Annotated in this window: 19 protein-coding genes; 16 read left to right on the top strand and 3 right to left on the bottom strand. The window is 67.7% G+C overall.

Going from position 1 to position 17,453, the window contains the following annotated elements:
- Positions 1–11 precede the first annotated feature (11 nt).
- Both ABZW74_RS03045 and ABZW74_RS03040 read right to left on the bottom strand, forming a co-directional pair.
- Complete coding sequence (locus ABZW74_RS03045) at positions 12–1,637, bottom strand: long-chain-fatty-acid--CoA ligase (RefSeq protein WP_355273759.1); 1,626 nt, start codon at positions 1,635–1,637, stop codon at positions 12–14.
- On the bottom strand, positions 1,634–2,674 hold the full coding sequence (locus ABZW74_RS03040; RefSeq protein WP_355273756.1) for an LLM class flavin-dependent oxidoreductase: 1,041 nt from the start codon (positions 2,672–2,674) through the stop codon (positions 1,634–1,636). Before ABZW74_RS03040 ends, ABZW74_RS03045 begins: the two co-directional genes overlap by 4 nt.
- A 156-nt stretch (positions 2,675–2,830) precedes the next feature.
- Between ABZW74_RS03040 and ABZW74_RS03035 the strand changes: the two genes are divergently transcribed.
- The 13 genes from ABZW74_RS03035 to ABZW74_RS02975 all read left to right on the top strand — a co-directional run bounded on the left by ABZW74_RS03035 (position 2,831) and on the right by ABZW74_RS02975 (position 14,500).
- Positions 2,831–3,196, top strand: a complete 366-nt coding sequence (locus ABZW74_RS03035; protein WP_240856645.1) for a hypothetical protein — start codon at positions 2,831–2,833, stop codon at positions 3,194–3,196.
- Positions 3,193–4,140 (top strand): hypothetical protein, encoded by a 948-nt coding sequence (locus ABZW74_RS03030; protein WP_355273752.1) that lies wholly within the window; start codon positions 3,193–3,195, stop codon positions 4,138–4,140. Before ABZW74_RS03035 ends, ABZW74_RS03030 begins: the two co-directional genes overlap by 4 nt.
- Positions 4,137–4,391 carry a hypothetical protein gene (locus tag ABZW74_RS03025; RefSeq protein ID WP_240856647.1) on the top strand — a complete coding sequence of 85 codons (255 nt, stop codon included), beginning with the start codon at positions 4,137–4,139 and terminating at the stop codon, positions 4,389–4,391. The genes ABZW74_RS03030 and ABZW74_RS03025 overlap by 4 nt, the downstream gene beginning before the upstream one ends.
- An 18-nt stretch (positions 4,392–4,409) precedes the next feature.
- A complete protein-coding gene (locus ABZW74_RS03020) occupies positions 4,410–5,402 on the top strand; it encodes an alpha/beta hydrolase (RefSeq protein WP_355273749.1) in 993 nt (330 codons plus the stop codon).
- 31 nt (positions 5,403–5,433) lie between these two features.
- Positions 5,434–7,296, top strand: a complete 1,863-nt coding sequence (gene glmS / locus ABZW74_RS03015) for a glutamine--fructose-6-phosphate transaminase (isomerizing) (protein WP_355273746.1) — start codon at positions 5,434–5,436, stop codon at positions 7,294–7,296.
- A gap of 21 nt (positions 7,297–7,317) precedes the next feature.
- Positions 7,318–8,757, top strand: a complete 1,440-nt coding sequence (locus ABZW74_RS03010) for an NAD(P)H-hydrate dehydratase (protein ID WP_355273743.1) — start codon at positions 7,318–7,320, stop codon at positions 8,755–8,757.
- Positions 8,758–8,858: 101 nt separating this feature from the next.
- On the top strand, positions 8,859–10,010 hold the full coding sequence (alr, locus tag ABZW74_RS03005; RefSeq protein ID WP_355273740.1) for an alanine racemase: 1,152 nt from the start codon (positions 8,859–8,861) through the stop codon (positions 10,008–10,010).
- A 2-nt stretch (positions 10,011–10,012) separates the two neighbouring features.
- Complete coding sequence (locus ABZW74_RS03000; RefSeq protein ID WP_240856713.1) at positions 10,013–11,134, top strand: alpha/beta hydrolase; 1,122 nt, start codon at positions 10,013–10,015, stop codon at positions 11,132–11,134.
- Entirely contained in the window at positions 11,131–11,619 is a 489-nt protein-coding gene (gene tsaE, locus ABZW74_RS02995; protein WP_355273737.1) for a tRNA (adenosine(37)-N6)-threonylcarbamoyltransferase complex ATPase subunit type 1 TsaE, read from the top strand. The genes ABZW74_RS03000 and tsaE overlap by 4 nt, the downstream gene beginning before the upstream one ends.
- Positions 11,612–12,325: a tRNA (adenosine(37)-N6)-threonylcarbamoyltransferase complex dimerization subunit type 1 TsaB gene (gene tsaB / locus ABZW74_RS02990; RefSeq protein WP_355273734.1), complete on the top strand. Its 714-nt coding sequence runs from the start codon at positions 11,612–11,614 to the stop codon at positions 12,323–12,325. Before tsaE ends, tsaB begins: the two co-directional genes overlap by 8 nt.
- Positions 12,322–12,831 (top strand): ribosomal protein S18-alanine N-acetyltransferase, encoded by a 510-nt coding sequence (rimI, locus tag ABZW74_RS02985; RefSeq protein ID WP_355273731.1) that lies wholly within the window; start codon positions 12,322–12,324, stop codon positions 12,829–12,831. Before tsaB ends, rimI begins: the two co-directional genes overlap by 4 nt.
- 44 nt (positions 12,832–12,875) lie before the next feature.
- Positions 12,876–13,922: a tRNA (adenosine(37)-N6)-threonylcarbamoyltransferase complex transferase subunit TsaD gene (gene tsaD, locus ABZW74_RS02980; protein WP_355273871.1), complete on the top strand. Its 1,047-nt coding sequence runs from the start codon at positions 12,876–12,878 to the stop codon at positions 13,920–13,922.
- 95 nt (positions 13,923–14,017) lie between these two features.
- Complete coding sequence (locus ABZW74_RS02975) at positions 14,018–14,500, top strand: hypothetical protein (protein WP_355273728.1); 483 nt, start codon at positions 14,018–14,020, stop codon at positions 14,498–14,500.
- On the opposite strand, the gene ABZW74_RS02970 is transcribed toward ABZW74_RS02975, so the two are convergent.
- Positions 14,483–14,920 carry a MarR family transcriptional regulator gene (locus ABZW74_RS02970; RefSeq protein WP_240856657.1) on the bottom strand — a complete coding sequence of 146 codons (438 nt, stop codon included), beginning with the start codon at positions 14,918–14,920 and terminating at the stop codon, positions 14,483–14,485. The genes ABZW74_RS02975 and ABZW74_RS02970 overlap by 18 nt on opposite strands.
- A 98-nt stretch (positions 14,921–15,018) precedes the next feature.
- Here ABZW74_RS02970 and ABZW74_RS02965 point away from each other — a divergent pair, with 98 nt between their 5' ends.
- The 3 genes from ABZW74_RS02965 to ABZW74_RS02955 all read left to right on the top strand — a co-directional run.
- Entirely contained in the window at positions 15,019–16,521 is a 1,503-nt protein-coding gene (locus ABZW74_RS02965) for an MFS transporter (RefSeq protein WP_240856658.1), read from the top strand.
- A gap of 148 nt (positions 16,522–16,669) precedes the next feature.
- Positions 16,670–16,969: a co-chaperone GroES gene (gene groES, locus ABZW74_RS02960; RefSeq protein ID WP_006334733.1), complete on the top strand. Its 300-nt coding sequence runs from the start codon at positions 16,670–16,672 to the stop codon at positions 16,967–16,969.
- Positions 16,970–17,079: 110 nt separating this feature from the next.
- On the top strand, positions 17,080–17,453 hold a 374-nt coding region (locus ABZW74_RS02955), incomplete at its 3' end, for a TCP-1/cpn60 chaperonin family protein (protein WP_355273721.1).

Raw genomic sequence — 17,453 nt, 5'->3', positions numbered from 1 at the left:
TACCTGACACGTTAGGAATCGGCGGCCGCCACCGGTACCGGCTCCGCTGCGCCGTTTGTGGGTTCCCACAAAGGTGGGTCGGCCGACACCCGCTCACGGAGGGTGCGCTTGTCGAGTTTCCCGACGCTCGTGCGGGGCAATGCGTCGACGACGACGATGTGGTCGGGAATCCACCACCGGGGCAGCCGTTCGCGAAGGTCGGCGTACAGAGCCTCGATGTCGGATGGGGCGTCCCCGGCGCCGACGACGAAGGCGACGGGCCGCTCCTGCCAGCGAGGATGCGTCATCGCCACCACGGCGGCCTCGGCGACCGCCGGATGGGCGAGCAACTGTTCCTCCAATGCGACCGAGCTGATCCACTCACCGCCGCTCTTGATCAGGTCCTTCGCCCGGTCGACGATCTCGAGGTAGCCGCGGGAGTCGATGGTGCCGATGTCGCCCGTCCGCAACCAGCCGTCGACGAAGCGATCCGGGTGCGGGTCGCCGAAGTACTCGGTGGCGACCCAGGGCCCGCGGATGAGGACCTCGCCACGGCTGACGCCGTCGTGCGGGGCGTCGGACCCGTCGTCGGCGAGCAGGCGCCACCGCAGTCCGGGCAGTAGGCGCCCCTGTTTACGGATGTAGTCGGCGCGCGCCGCGGAGTCGTCGTCGGCGACCGAGGCGGGCGGTCGAGAGTAGGTGGCCATCGGGGAGATCTCCGTCATTCCCCAGCCCTGGAAGGCCGGCACGCCCAGTCGTTCCTCGATGTCGCGGATCAGCCCGGTGCTCGGTGTCGAGCCGCCGAGTACGAGTGCTCGCAGTGAGGTGAGGTCGATGTGCTCACGAATGGCATGGGCGACGAGGTCGACCGCGACGGTCGGCACCATGCCGGTGTAGGTGACCTGGTGTCTTTCGATGATGGCAGCGATGTCGGCGGGAGCGGGATGCGGACCCGGCAGAACCTGATCGGCGCCGGACATCAACGCCGCGAACGGAACTCCCCAGGCGTTGGCGTGGAACATCGGCACCACGAGCAGCACGCGATCACGCTCGCTGATCGCGTGACCGTCGGCCAGACAAGCGGCAAAGGTGTGGAGGTACAACGATTTGTGGCGATATCCAACGCCTTTCGGCGATCCGGTGGTGCCGGAGGTGTAGCAGAGCGCGGCCAGGTCGTCGTCGCGGCGGGGAACCGGCTGCGTCAGAGGTGGGTTCGTGGCGATCAGGTCCTCGTACTCGCCGTCATCAAGGGAGACCACGGGCATGTCCGGACGGCGCCGTCGCGCCTCCGACAGCAGGTGCTCCAGCGAAGGATCGGCAAAGACGAGCGTGTCGTCGGCGTGGTCGACGATGTAGGCGATCTCGTCGGCCTCGAGGCGGATGTTGATCGTGTGGAGGACCGCGCCGGCGAGCGGGATCGCGAGGTAGAGCTCCAAGTGCCGGTGGTGATTCCAGGCCAGGGTGCCCACCCGGTCGCCCGGGCGGACACCACGTGCGACGAGGGCGGCGGCCAACCGCAGAACCCGGTCGGAGTAGGTGCGGTAGTCGTAGCGCATCGTCTCGACACCGTCGACGTGGTCGATGATGAGCTTGTCGCCGAACATCTCTCGCGCCCGAAAGAGAAAGTCGGTGATCACCAGTGGCGCGGCGTCGGTCATGCGAGCACCTCGGCCGGCTCGGGATCGGCGAGCCGGGCGCGAACGCGTGGGATGACCTCGGTGGCAAGGAGTTCGACGCGCGCACTACCGGATTCCACCGACTCACCGGGCAACTGCGCCCAGAAATGGACGTCGACGATCTCCGGTGTGGCACGCAGCAATTCGCTGATCTCGGAGACCGCGGTGTCGGCATCCCACAACGTGTACGACCCGGCCTCGACGAGTTGTGCGGGATCGGTGAACTGGGGGATGGGACTGAACGCACCCATCTCGATGTATTGGTTGATCTGGTAGAGCGCATGCTTGCCGATGCGGGCCCACTCCCGCTCCGGATCGTCGGCGATGATCGCCCACTGGCCCGCGTAGATCCGGGCCTCGGAACGAGGCTTGCCGAGCTTGTCGACCGCCGCGAGATACGACGCGTGGTGTGCGTTCTGGGTGCTCAGGAACCCGTCGCCGATGCGTGCCGCGCGCTCGATGGCGGGATCGGCCATCGCACCCACCAGCAGCGCCGGGACGGATTCCGGCGTCGGCGTCACCGGCAGAGCAGGTTTGCTCAGGCGGCGGCCCGCAAACGGCTCATCCGATCCCGACCAGCAGTTCCGGATGATGCCGACGCCCTCTTCGAGGAGGCTCGGTCGATTGCGCAGGCTGCGACCGAAGGCGGCGAACTCCGGCTCCCAATAGCCCTGCCCGACGCCGAGGTCGAACCGTCCGCCGGTCAGTAGCGACAGCGTGGCGGCGTCCTCGGCCAACCGGATCGGGTTGTGCAGGGGCGACACGATCAGATTGGTGCCGATCCGCAGTCGGCTGGTGCGCTCGCCGATCGCCCCGGCGATGACGAACGGCGAGGGCGTGTAGCCGTCGGCCATGAAGTGGTGCTCGGTCAGCCACACCGAATCGATTCCCAGCGATTCGGCCCACACCATCTGGTCGAGCGCCTCTCGATACAGGGTGGAGAAGCTTCTCGGTGGGGTGCCGTTGGTGTCGCCGGCCGGATTGCGGAAGTCGTACCAGAGTCCGAAGTGTGTGCTCATGCCACGACTGTGGCCGCGATCACAGGAGGAAGGAAAGGTCCGGGTGTCCTGCGGCTTGTCGGAAAACCCAAATCCGGGAGAGAATGCCCGTGACCGGAACCACAATCGGGGCGTCTGCGTCCAAGTCTTTGGATGCGTGTGGAAGGGGACCGATCAATGAACCGTGTGAAAGTCGACTCCGACGAGGTGTCCGACGTGGCGGCGTTCTATCGGCGCACGTCGCTGGTGGTCGGTGCGGTCTCGCAGGATCTCGCCGCGCACGAGTTCGGCACCTGGGCGCGCGAACACGGTGACCAGATCGACGACGCGCGACGCGCCGACACCACACCGCACCCAGACGCCGAGCTGATGAGAACCCTCGCGGCCCGCTATGCAGCGATGAGCGCCGCCGTCTCCGATCGGTTGGGCCGACAGTCGCAAGCCGCTGCGGAACTGGCGGACGCGCTCACCGCCGGCACCTCGAAGCTGGTCGCCGGTGATGCGGCCGCAGCGGCCATGATCCCTACCGGTGGACAGCCGTGAGGGAGTCTCGTGATTCGCTCGCGGCGTTGCGCGCCGACGCGCGAGCCGGCGTGCACCAGCTGCTCGAGTTCGCGGCCATCGGCCGCACGTTGGGTGTGTCGGTGCCGTCGGATGCCGACATCCATGCACGTCTGGCCACCGCCGACCGATTCGACATCGCGGCGTTGTCGGCGGACAGCCGCAGACTGCTGGCTGCTCACCGCGCGGTGTCCGAGCACCTGCATCGCCTTCCCGAACAGCAGATTCGGCTCGATCGCGGATGGCACGGCTCCACCGCGAACGATGCGATCGTCGCCGTGATCAACCATCAGCGTCGGGCAGAGTCCGACCTCCACGTGTTACGCACCCTCAGCGACGCGACCTCGGCGGCAGCAGCGGGGATCGACCGTCTGCTTCGGACCTTTCTCCTCACCATCGCGCGTGTCGCCGAGCCGACCATCGCCGGATGCCCGGTCGCCGACCTGCCGGGCGCGGTCCTGACCGGTCGGGTACCGCTGGATCTCGTCGTCGCCGACATCGCATCCCGATTCCAGCTGTTCACCACGGCGGCCGACGCGGCGTCTCGCGGAGTGGTGCAGATTCTCGAACTTCTCAACAAGGCGACCGCCGGCCTCGACGACGAGTCCTACCCCGAACCCGCCGGTGGCCGACCCGACGTGGTGCGGACCCGCAGCGACATCACCCATGTCGAGGACCAGACGTTGCCGAGCGTGGAGATCTCTCAGCGCGACGTCCCGGTGCGAGAAGACCCACCCAGCGCAGGAATCGAAGGCGCGGCCGAGCGAGTGATCGTCGATGGCGAACCCGGCCCGGGTGGGCGGCACACGCCCGCCGACGTGCCACTGCGGTTGGGTGGTGCTGCAACCACGTCGTCGACCAGCCGGCAAGCTCAGCCCGACGCGACCGCCTCAGACGGCGACCTGGCGCTGGCGGGTGATCAGTGAATCTTTCCGACCAGATCGAGCAGGTTGCGCGAGCCGCGACCGCCGAGGTCGCCGCCGCGTCGCGAACCTTCTCGCTCGCGCAGCAGGATCTCGCGAAGGAGTATGCGGCGCAGCGCAGTTCCGACGTGGGGGCACAGGCTGTCCGCGCCGGACTCGAGGAGCAGGCCGACGCCGCGGACGCCCTTCCCGGGATCATGCTGCCCGCCGATGTCGCCGACTCGAGTCCCCATCTGCCACCTGGCGACGCATGACCACATAGGCTGTCTGCTGTGCCAGGCAAGAAGCGCAAGCCATCGCAGTCGCCCGCGCAATTGATGTCGCGCCTGTCGCGGCGGGGCCCGCATCGTGTGCTCCGCGGTGACCTCGGAATCGTCGGGGTGGCGGGCCACGTGTTCACACCTGACGAGGGCCGTCGGCTGCCCGCGATCGCCTTCGGGCACGGCTGGCTGGCCGGTTCGGCCCGCTACCGCGATCTGATACACCATCTCGCGTCGTGGGGGATCGTGGTCGCCGTCCCAGAAGGCCAAGGTGGTCTCCTCGCCTCCGACGTGGGTCTCGCGGCCGATCTGCGTTCGACGCTCGCGATCGTGTCGAACGTGCCGCTCGGCCTCGGCAAGGTGACCGTCGATCCGGCACGCATCGGCCTCGCCGGGCACGGTTTCGGAGCGTCGGCCGCCGTCATCGCAGCGTCCGACCAGCAGCTCCTCGGTCAGGCGCCACCACCCGTCCGGGGTGTCGCGGCACTGTTTCCGGCCCCGACGACCGGGGAACTCGTCCCCGCCGCACGTTTGGTCACCGCGCCAGGTGTGATCGTCGCCGGTTCCGGTGAGATCGACACGGTAGGCGTCAACGCGCTGCCGCTCGCCGAGGTCTACGGGCAGGCCAGTGGTGAGGACGACACCTCTGCCGATGTGGTGTTGCGCACGCTGCCCGGCGCCACCGCGCGCGGTCTTCTCGAGCGACGGACGCTGAAATCGCTGATCGGCGGCCACGGCGCCGACCCGAAGACCCACCAGTTTGTACGTGCACTGTGCACCGGATTCTTCCTGCACACCCTCACCGACGACCCTGAGTACAAGGCGTTTGTCGATCCCGACGCGGCGCTGGGGAAATCGGTGGTCGTCGACCTCGCCGACCCCCCGCCCGAGCCCTTGGACAAGGTGTCGAGGCTGCTCGGGGCAAAGCCGCGCAAGCGTCATCCGCTCGCACGTGTCGCCGCGGCCGCTCTCGCACGCCCCGAAGGGCCCGCTCGGTCGGCCTGATCCACCCGCCGCACAGGTACCCTGACTACCTATGTGTGGAATCGTCGGATACGTGGGGCAGCGCGACGCCCTGGACATCGTCGTCGAAGCGCTGCGGCGAATGGAATACCGGGGCTACGACTCGGCCGGAGTGGCCATCCTCGATGGTCAGGGCCATACGGCGATCCAGAAGCGGGCCGGCCGGCTGGAGAACCTCGACAAGCAGATCGCGACCGTGGGACGCGAGTCGCTGACCGGAAGCACCGGGATGGGGCACACGCGGTGGGCGACGCATGGCAAGCCCACCGACCGCAACGCCCATCCCCATGCGAGCAGCGACGGCAAGATCGCCGTGGTCCACAACGGGATCATCGAGAACTACGCGGTGTTGCGTGCCGAACTCGAGGAAACCGGGATCGAGTTCACCTCGGACACCGACACCGAGACCGCGGTGCACCTCATCGAACGCGAGTACGCGACCGGTGCCGCCGCCGGTGACTTCGTCGGCAGCGCCTATGCCGCGCTGCGCCGGTTGGAAGGCGCATTCACGCTGGTCTTCACCCATTCCGATCACCCGGATACCATCGTCGCGGCCCGCCGGTCGACGCCGCTCGTCGTCGGCGTCGGTGATGGCGAGATGTTCGTGGGTTCGGATGTGACCGCGTTCATCGAGCACACCCGCGATGCGGTCGAGCTGGGGCAGGACGAGGTGGTGGTCATCACCGAAGACACCTACGAGATCACCGACTTCGACGGCAACCCGCGCGTCGGCAAGCCGTTCCACATCGATTGGGATCTCGCTGCCGCGGAGAAGAGCGGTTACGACTTCTTCATGCTCAAGGAGATCGCCGAGCAGCCGCGCGCGATCGCCGACACCCTGCTCGGGCACCTCGAGGGCGGTCGAATCGTGCTCGACGAGCAGCGCCTCACCGATCAGGACCTGCGCGACGTCGACAAGGTGTTCGTCGTCGCCTGCGGCACCGCCTATCACGCCGGAATGCTCGCCAAATATGCGATCGAGCACTGGACCCGACTCCCCGTCGAGGTTGAGCTGGCCAGCGAGTTCCGCTACCGCGACCCGGTGCTCGACCGCTCGACGCTGGTCGTCGCGATCTCGCAGTCCGGGGAGACGGCCGACACGCTCGAAGCGGTACGCCACGCCAAGGATCAGAAGGCGCGCGTGCTGGCCATCTGCAACACCAACGGTGCGCAGATCCCCCGCGAATCCGACGCGGTGCTCTACACCCACGCCGGACCGGAGATCGGTGTGGCCTCCACCAAGTGCTTCCTCGCGCAGATCGCGGCCGCCTATCTGGTCGGTCTGGCGCTGGCGCAGGCCCGCGGCACCAAGTACGCCGACGAGGTGGCCCGCGAATTCGCCGCGATGGAGGCGATGACCGACGCGGTGGCCGAAGTGCTCAAGACGATGGAACCGGTCCGTGACCTGGCCCGATCGTTGGCTCACCACAACACGGTGCTGTTCATCGGTCGCCACGTCGGCTACCCTGTGGCGCTCGAGGGCGCACTGAAGCTCAAGGAACTCGCGTACATGCACGCCGAGGGCTTTGCCGCCGGTGAGCTCAAGCACGGTCCGATCGCCCTCATCGAGGACGAGTTGCCCGTCATCACGGTGATGCCGTCGGCGGATGGTCGTGCCGTGCTGCACTCCAAGATGGTCAGCAACATCCGGGAGATCCAGGCCCGCGGCGCGCGAACCATCGTCATCGCCGAACCCGACGACGCTGCCGCGCGGGCCGTCGCCGACGACTTCATCCCGATCCCCAAGGTGCCCACCCTGCTGCAGCCGCTGGTGACCACGGTGCCGTTGCAGGTGTTCGCGGCCAGCGTCGCCCAGGCCCGCGGCTACGACGTCGACAAGCCGCGCAACCTGGCCAAGTCGGTCACCGTCGAATAGATTGCGGCCCAAGGGTTTGCGATGTCGACGCGATACCTGACCGCGGACCAGATCCGGGCGGCCGAGCGGGCCACCGGGAACCTGCTGACCAGTGGCACATTGATGCGCCGTGCGTCGGCGGGTGTCGCGCATGTGGTGGCGGGCGAACTCGACCGGACGGGCGGCTCTTATGGCCGGCGCATCGGCATCGTTGTCGGTGCCGGCGACAACGGTGGCGACGCGCTGTATGCGGGATCGTTCTTGGCGCGGCGTGGAGTGGCTTGCACGGCAGTGCTTCTCGCGCCCGACAAGGCCCATGCCGGTGGGCTTGCAGCGTTCCGGCGGGCCGGCGGGCGGGTGGTCGACGCGTTGTCGCGCGACCTCGATGTGGTGATCGACGGCGTCGTCGGCATCGGTGGTCGAGGGCCGTTGCGTGCCAACGCCGTTGAAGCGTTTGCGGCGGTTGGTTCGCAGGCAACGACGGTGGCCGTCGACCTGCCGTCGGGCGTCGACGCCGACACCGGCGAGGTGCACGACCCCGCCGTGCGTGCGGACATCACCGTGACGTTCGGCGTTGTACGGAACGCGCATCTGTTGGCGGCGACGCAGTGCGGGCGGGTCGAGGTCATCGACATCGGCGTCGCCGCAGGTGCCGGCGATGGGGCCGGCCTGTGGTCGTTGTCGGATGACGAGGTCGGTTCTGCGTGGCCGGTTCCCGGGCCGGCCGACGACAAATACACCCAAGGCGTGGTCGGGATCATCGCCGGTTCGCACCGCTATCCTGGCGCGGCGATCCTCTGCAGCGGCGCCGCGGTGACCGCGACGTCGGGCATGACCCGGTATGTCGGGTCGGCGCACGCGGAGGTGGTGTCGCATTTCCCGGAGGTCGTCGCGGCGCCGGAAATCGCCGACGCCGGACGTGTCCAGGCATGGGTGATCGGGCCCGGCGGGGGTACCGATGATGCTGCGCTCGAGGTGTTGCGTGAGGTGTTGGCCACCAATTTGCCGGTGCTTGTCGACGCGGACGGGTTGACGCTGGTCGCCGGGCATCCGGAACTGGTCGAGGGACGCGAAGCGCCTACGCTGCTGACCCCGCATGCGGGTGAGTTCGCACGGCTCGCGGGTTCGGAAGTGGGCTCGGATCGGCTCGCCGCAGTCACCGATCTCGCTCGACGCTGGGGTGTCACGGTGCTGCTGAAGGGTCGGATCACGCTGGTCGCCGACCGGGATGGCGGCGTGGCCGGCAACGACGCCGGCGCTTCGTGGGCAGCGACTGCGGGCGCGGGCGACGTGTTGTCCGGGATCGCCGGTGCGTTGCTGGCTGCAGGTCTCGATCCGCAGCTGGCCGGAGCGTGCGCGGCCCGCGTGCATGCCCGCGCCGCACAGCTGGCAAGCCGAGGAGCGCCGATCGGGGCGTCGAACCTGCTCGCCGCGGTACGACCGGCGATCCGGGAGTTGCTGGGTACCTCCACCGCTCCCTGAGTCTCGAAGGGCACCATCCGCTCCCTGTCTCGAAGGGCCCTCAGCCCGCGGGAGGGGTATGTTGGAAAAGCACTCGCCGACATCTGGGACAATGGTCGGCGATGACTTCATCTGCCCTGGCTGCGACCGTCGACCTCGACGCGATCGCTCACAACGTCACTGTCCTGCGCGAGACGTCTGGCACCGACGTATTGGCGGTGGTGAAGGCCGACGCGTACGGCCACGGTGCGGTCCCGGTCGCACGGGCAGCTCTGGCGGCGGGCGCGGCCGAGCTCGGCGTCGCCCATATCGACGAGGCACTCGCGCTGCGCGCTGCCGGGATCGACGCCCACATCACCTCGTGGCTCCACACGCCGGGTGCCGATTTTGCCGGCGCGATCGACGCGGGGATCGACATCGCGCTGTCGTCACGGCGCCAGCTCGACGCGGTGATTGCCGCGGCACGAGAGTCGGGGCGGGCGGCGACCGTCACGGCCAAGGTCGACACCGGACTCAACCGCAGCGGCGTCGCTTCCGACGAGTGGGACGACTTCGCCGTCGCCCTGGCGAAGGCCGACGCCGAAGGTGCGGTCGCACTGCGAGCCGCGATGTGTCATCTCGTGCGCGGCGATGAGCCCGATCACCCGCTCAACTCGGAGCAAGCCTCGCGTCTCGATGCCGCGGTGGCCGATCTGCGCCGGCTCGGAGCAGGTCCCGAAGTTGTCCATATCGCGAATTCACCTGCGGCGCTGACACGTCCGGACCTCGCGCGCGACCTGGTGCGGCCCGGTATCGCTCTGTACGGCCGAACGCCGGTGCCCGAGCGTGGCGAGTTCGGTCTCATCCCGGCGATGACCGTGTCGGCGGAGATCGCGCTGGTCAAGAACGTTGCTGCGGGGCAAGGGGTCTCGTACAGCCATACATGGATTGCGCCGCGCGACACCGTGGTTGCGGTGGTGCCCGTCGGATACGCCGACGGCGTGCCGCGGCTCTTGTCCGGAAAACTGCGGGTGCGGATCGGGGAGCGCGACTTCGCCGGCGTCGGTCGGGTGTGCATGGACCAGTTCGTCATCGACCTCGGACCCGACGGTGGCGGCGTCGCCGAGGGTGACCGCGCCGAGTTGTTCGGGACCGGTGCCGGTGGCGGTCCCACAGCCAGGGAGTGGGCCGATGCCATCGGGACCATCGACTACGAAATCGTGTCCCGCATCGGTAACCGCGTGAACCGGGTGTACGTGGGCGGCCCGAAACAGGCGGAACAGGTGGGGCAGTGACAGTGGACAATTCGCAGCGGATCGGTTGGCTGGCAGGTGTCGCCGGGGTGGCCGGCCTCGGTGGCGTCGCCGCGGCGGGTGCAGCCCGTAACCTCGCCCGTAAACGCGTGGCCGGCAAGGTGGATCCGTACGCCGACGTCGATTTCACCACTATCTACGCCGACGCGGCGAGCACGGTGGAGACCGACGATGGTCTCGAACTCGCTGTTCGCACTGTCGATCTCGGTGGGGTGGCCGATGGTGCGACTCCCGAGTTGACCGTGATCTTTGTCCATGGATTCAGTCTGCGGATGGCATCGTGGCATTTTCAGCGTCTGCAGCTCGCCGAAGAATGGGCCGATCGGGACTACCGCCTGGTCTTCTTCGATCACCGCGGCCACGGCAAGAGCGACCCGGCACCCGACGACACCTGCACCATCGCCCAACTCGGCGACGATGTGGCAGCGGTCATCCGTGCCACCGCACCGGTGGGACATGTTGTGCTGGTCGGACATTCGATGGGTGGCATGTCTCTGATGGGACTTGCGCGCAGGCATTCGCATCTGTTCACCCACGACGGACCGGTGGCCGGAGTGGGCCTGGTCGCGACCGCGTCGCGTGGTGTCACCGAGGCCGGCCTCGGTGAGGGATTGGGCAACCCGATCGTCGACGCGTTCCGGCTGTCGGTGCGTCGCGCGCCGCGTCTCGTACAGGCCGGGCGAGGAGTGACCCGAGCAGCGTTGGAGCCGGTGTTGGTGGCCGCGAGTTTCGGGCCAACCTTCTTCAGCCCCAAGGCTGGTCGGGCGGTGGAGAAGATGATCCAGAACACGCCGATCGACACCATCGTCAACTTCTTGAACGCGCTCGAGACGCACGACGAGACAACCGCCCTTCCGGTCATCGCGCAGGTGCCGACGACGGTGGTCTGCGGAGACCGGGATCGGCTGACGCCGCTGGAGAATTCGGTCCGCATGTACTCGGAGTTCGGATTGGACTCGCGCCTCGTGGTGGTCAAGGGCGCCGGGCACATGGTGCAGATGGAGCAGCCGCGTCTGGTCACCGACGCCGTCGTCGATCTCGTCGATCGTGCACGGGTGGCCCTGCCGGCGCCGCGATCGAAGTGGTGGAAGCGAATTCGCGTATGACCCCCGGCAGTACGAGTCCCGACAGTACAAGTCCCGACCGCCGGTCCAGCGGTGCACGCGCACTGCCGACCGTGACCGACACCGAGGCCTTCGGCAGCGAGATCGCCGCAGAATTGCGCGCAGGTGATCTGGTGATCCTCGACGGGCCGCTCGGTGCCGGGAAGACCGCGCTCGCACGGGGAATCGGTGCCGGGTTGGGCGTGGTCGGCCGGGTCAGTTCGCCGACGTTCATCATCGCCCGCGAGCATCGGCCCGGGGATTCCGGCCGGCCGGGCATGGTGCACGTCGACGCCTATCGACTCGGTGGACTCGACGAACTCGATGCCCTCGACCTCGATACCGATCTCGAGGACACCGTGGTGGTGGTCGAATGGGGTGAGGGCGTCGCGGAGCGGCTCGCCGATCACCACCTGTTGGTGCGGCTGCGGCGAGACCCGGACACCGATGTGCGGCAAGTGAAATGGGAGTGGGTGACCAGTGAGTGACCACAGGGAGGCCGATGGTCTTGCTGGAACCACCGTGCTCGCCATCGACACGGCGACCGACTCGGTGGTCACCGGAGTGGCGGTTCTGCGACCCGGCGGCACGGTCGACGTGCTGGCCGAGCATGCCGTCGCCGACCATCGGAGACATGCCGAACTGCTGACGACCTTGATGTCGGACTCACTTGACGAGTCGGGGGTCACCCGAGACCAGATCGGTGCGGTCGTCGTCGGCTGCGGGCCGGGACCGTTCACCGGACTGCGCGTGGGCATGGCCACCGGGTCGGCCTTCGCCGACGCGCTCGGCATTCCCGCGTACGGTGTGTGCTCAATGGATGCCGTTGCAGTACAACGTGATCCGCATCAGTCGTCGGTGGTCGTGGTGACCGACGCCCGACGCCGCGAACTGTATTGGGCGCGCTACCTCGACGGCCTTCGGGTGCAGGGTCCGGAGGTGATGGCACCGTCCGCGGTCCTCGAGGCTCTCGACGGGATCGACGTCGACGTGGCATTCGGCTCGCCCGCCCACGCCGAACTGATCGGGTTGCCTGTGGGTTCGGTGCGGGTGCCGTCGGTGGCCGGGCTGGTGCAGACCGCGGCCGACGCCATCTGGTCGTCCACACCGCCGGAGCCGCTGGTGCCGCTCTACCTGCGTCGCCCGGACGCCGTGGAACGCAAGGTGTCCCAGGCGAACAAGGTCGGTTCATGACCGCCCCGGAAGCGATCATCGACGGACTCACCTATGCCGACATTCCGCGCTGCGCGGCGCTGGAGAAGCAGATGTTCGCCGAGGACTCACCCTGGCCGGCAACGGCATTCCGAGCCGAGCTGAATGCGCCGTACAACACCTACTTCGCCGCGCGCGAGGAGGTCGGCGGGGAGGTCGTCGGGTACGCGGGGATTTCCACCCTCGGCGGGCCCGGCGAGTACGAGTGCGAGATCCACACGATCGCCGTGGCACCGGAACGACGCGGGACCGGGTTGGGCCGGGCATTGCTGCAGGCGATGCTGGTGGTCGCCGACGCCTGCGACGCGCCGGTGTACCTCGAGGTGCGGACCGACAACGACGTCGCCATCACGATGTACTCGCGCCACGGCTTCGCCACGTCGGGTATCCGCCGCAACTACTATCAGCCGTCCGGAGCGGACGCGTACACGATGATTCGTCCGCCGGTATCCGGCCGGCCGCTCGATCCGGAGGAGGGACCCGCATGAGCGCCGACCGTGAACTGATCGACCGCGGACTGATCGACCGCGGACTGATCGTGATGGGCGTCGAGAGTTCCTGCGACGAAACGGGTGTCGGGATCGTGCGGTGGACCCCGGCCGACGGTGAAGCGCCCGGCCACGCCACGCTACTCGCCGACGAAGTGGCCTCCAGCGTCGACGAGCACGCGCGGTTCGGTGGTGTGGTCCCGGAGATCGCGTCGCGGGCGCACCTCGAAGCGATCGTGCCGACGATGCAACGGGCAAGGGAGGCAGCAGGTATCGACCGCCCGGATGCGATCGCGGTGACGATCGGCCCGGGGCTGGCGGGTGCGCTGCTCGTGGGAGTGGCCGCAGCCAAGGCGTATGCACTGGCATGGGATGTGCCGCTCTACGCGATGAATCACCTCGGGGGTCACGTCGCGGTGGACACCCTCGAGCACGGGCCGATGCCCGAATGCGTTGCGCTGCTGGTCTCCGGCGGACATACCCACCTGCTTCACGTCACCGATCTCGGCAAGCCGATCGTCGAACTCGGTACAACGGTCGACGACGCGGCGGGGGAGGCATTCGACAAGGTCGCCCGCCTGGTCGGCCTCGGTTTCCCGGGCGGCCCGGCGCTCGATCTCGCTGCGCGCGAGGGTGATCCACGTGCGATCGACTTTCCCCGCGGCATGACCGGCCCTCGCGACGCGCGGTACGACTTCTCGTTCAGCGGGCTCAAGACCGCGGTCGCCCGGTACGTCGAGAAATGCGATCGCGACGGGGTTGCGCGTCCGGTCGCCGACATCGCCGCATCGTTCCAGGAGGCCGTGGCCGACGTGCTCACCATGAAGGCGATTCGTGCGTGCACCGATCTCGGCGTCGAGACACTGGTCCTCGGCGGCGGCGCCACGGCCAACTCGCGCATCCGCTCGCTCGCGCAGGAGCGCTGCACCGCGGCCGGCATCACGCTGAGGGTGCCGAAGCCGCGCCTGTGCACCGACAACGGCGTCATGATCGCGACGCTCGGCGCCCATGTCATCGCCGGTGGCGCACAACCGTCGCCACTCACCGTCGCCACCGACCCGGGATTGTCGGTTCAGCTCAGTCAGCTCTGATCTCCGTGCGCGCGCCGCTTCGGGGTTGACACGCGGCCTCGCTAGAACGATCATTCTAGGTAAGTGACCAGGTAAACCACCCGGAGGTGGCAATCATGTGGATTGCGCTGATCGTCGGAATCGTCATCGGATTGGCAGTCGCCATGTCAGCTCGCAGGCTGCTGCTGTGGGCGTTGGCGCGCAAACTCCGACACGGAGTGGCCTGTCTCGCACGAGGTGACATAGGTCCGCTGGCGGCTGGGTACCACGAGGATGCGGTGCTCTACTTCCATGAGGGCGACCACCGCTGGCGCGGCCGTTACGAGGGCAGGGCTGCCATCGAGGGATTCTTGCTCGACTTCGTGGACGCCGGCCTCGCCGGAGACATCTGCTCCATCGTCGTCGGCGGTGCGCCGTGGTCGATGACCATCGCCATCAGATTCGACGACGCGGCGGTCCTCGACGGCGAGCAGATCTACACCAACCGTTCCGTACTGTGGGCGCGGGCACGCTGGGGCAAGATCGTCGAGCAGCGTGATTTCTACGAAGACAGCCAGCGTCTGATCGAACTGGACCGGCGGCTACCCGTTGGTGGCTGACCGGCCTGACGCCGCGGCCCGGATCATCTGAGGACATCCGCCGGACAGGTCGGCGAGGATCGCTCGCTGGGTGGGACGCGCTGCGCAGTAGCGTGTTTCGCCTTCGGCGGTCAGTTCGGCGAAGACGGATCGACGATCGTTGGCGCACATGCTGCGCTCCACCAATCCGTCCTTCTCCAAGCGGGCCACCACACGCGACAGTGCGCTCTGGCTGAGGTGGACGTTGTCGGCGAGGTCGCTCATCCGCCGCTTGTGATCGCTTGCGGCCCAGAGTAGTTCGAGGACTTCGAATTCGCTCGAAGTCAATCCGTGCCCCGCCTGAAGCTCTCGATCGAGGGCGCACAGCACGCGGTGGTAGCTCACGGAGAGGTCATGCCACGCCGCCGCGAGATCGTCGTGCGTGGCAGCGTCCTTGCTCATGGCCGCATGCTAGCGCCGTCGGACGGTAAATGCAACCGCAATAAATGTGAGCGCAATTAATGTAGAAGCATCTAATGCATGTGCATATAGTTTCCTGCATGGCACACACAACAACCGAAGTGGTCATCAGCGATCGGCAGCGACTGCCGAAGGCGGGGGATGACGCCCCCACACACATCACCAGCGGCTCCGGATGGTCGGGACGAACGTGGCTACTCCTGGTCGTCCTGGCCGGAGCACTGTTCCTCGACGGACTCGACATCTCCATGGTCGGAGTGGCCTTGCCGTCCATCGGTGCGGATCTGGGTATGGCGCAATCGGAACTGCAGTGGATCGTCAGTGCGTACGTGCTCGGATATGGGGGCCTTCTGCTGCTCGGCGGCCGGGCCAGCGACCTCTTCGGCCGCCGTCGTGTGTTCCTCACCGCGCTCGCGGTGTTCGGCGTCGCGTCGGTGGTGAGTGCCGTCGTCGACGTCAACGCGCTCGTCATCGGGTTGCGCTTCGTCAAGGGCATCGCGGCGGCTTTCACGGTTCCGGCCGGTCTGTCGATCATCACGACCACGTTCGCCGAGGGGCCTGCGCGCAACCGCGCACTGTCCATCTACACCGTCTGCGGCGCCAGCGGCTTCTCTCTCGGCCTCGTGTTCGGTGGCCTGCTCACCGAGTTGTCCTGGCGCGCAACCCTGTTGTTCCCCGGGCCGGTGGCATTGCTGCTGCTCTTCGCGGGACTGCGGGTGATCCCGGCCGTCCGACGCAGGCCGGTCGACTGGGCACATTTCGACGTCGCCGGCGCAACGACGAGCACCGCGGCCTTGTTGTTGCTGGTGCTCGGGGTGGTGCGCGCGCCCGAGGTGGGCTGGGCGGCGCCGGCAACCCTTGCGGTGTTCGGTGCGGCCGCAGCGTCGTCGGTCGCCTTCGTCGTCATCGAGCGTCGGCATCGGCATCCGCTGCTGCGACTGGGCATCCTGCGTTCGGTGACCCTCGTCCACGCGAATCTGTCGGGGGCGCTCATGTTCGGCGGGTATGTCGCATTCCAGTTCGTGGTGACCCTCTACCTGCAGGACACGCTCGGCTGGTCGCCGCTCATGATGGCCCTGGGTTTCCTGCCCGCGGGTCTCATCGTGGCCGCCAGTGCCGTCAAGATGGATCGCGTACTCGACCGAGTTCCGACGCCGGTGCTCATGATCGGCGGATTCGCGGCCTTCCTCGGCGGCTACCTCTGGTTCGCGCGGACGGAACCGGGCATGGGCTTTGCCGAGTTCCTCTTGCCCACCATCGTCCTGCTGGGAATCGGGTTCGCGTTGACGTTTCCGTCGGTCAACGCGCAGGGCACGGCCGGGGTGGCCGACGACGAGCAGGGCCTCGCGTCCGGGCTGGTCAACACGAGCGTTCAGGTCGGTGGGGCGGTGATGCTCGCCGTGGTCACTGCGATCCTCACGGCATCGGAGCAACCGGCCGGGTCGGGCGGTCTGCCCGGCGGGATGACGACGGCGATCTGGTTGGTCAGCGCCCTGTCGGTGATCGGATTGGTGGGAGCGCTGGGTGTGTCCTGGCGGACGCGCCGATCCGCTCGAGCGATTCCGCTGCCGGCGAACACTTGATTTGCAGCCGTCGCCCTTGAGTGCTGGCACTCGCATGTATAGAGTGCTAGGTGGCACTGAACAAGCCTCGGCACCCGCGACGACGAGGTTTTTCCAGGGCCATGAACGTGCAGATTCTTTCTCAGTACGAAAGTTGAGGACTCACATCGTGGCGAGCGTGAACATCAAGCCGCTTGAGGACAAGATCCTGGTGCAGGCCGTAGAGGCCGAGACGACCACCGCGTCGGGTCTGGTCATTCCGGACACCGCCAAGGAGAAGCCGCAGGAAGGCACCGTCATCGCGGTCGGCGAGGGTCGGGTGACCGAGCAGGGCAACCGCGTCCCCGTCGACGTCAAGGAAGGTGACACCGTCATCTACAGCAAGTACGGGGGCACCGAGATCAAGTACGCCGGCGAGGAGTACCTGATCCTGTCGGCACGTGACGTGCTGGCTGTCATCGGCAAGTAAGACCCGCGAGAACATCGCGAGTCCCACCCGCCCCGGCGGCCCGTTTCACGGGCGCCGGGGCGGGTGTGTTCGGCCCCTACATTCGTTTCTTCATTTCACGAAAGTGACTCATGCCCAAACAGATTGAATTCGACGAGAACGCGCGGCGCGCGCTCGAGCGCGGCATCAACCAGCTCGCCGACACCGTCAAGGTGACCCTGGGCCCGCGTGGCCGCCACGTCGTCCTCGCCAAGTCCTTCGGTGGCCCCAACGTCACCAACGACGGCGTCACCATCGCCCGCGACATCGACCTCGAGGATCCGTTCGAGAACCTCGGTGCGCAGCTGGTGAAGTCGGTCGCCACCAAGACCAATGACGTCGCCGGTGACGGAACCACCACCGCGACCGTGCTCGCCCAGGCCATGGTTCGGGCGGGTCTGCGCAACGTCGCGGCCGGCGCCAATCCGATCGCGTCGGCGGCCTTGCCGATGCCCGCACCGAGCGC

The organism is Gordonia sp. NPDC003585, from assembly GCF_040610755.1.
Taxonomy (GTDB): domain Bacteria; phylum Actinomycetota; class Actinomycetes; order Mycobacteriales; family Mycobacteriaceae; genus Gordonia.
Note: the sequence above shows the minus strand (reverse complement) of the source record. Positions and strands in the feature narration are given on the sequence as shown.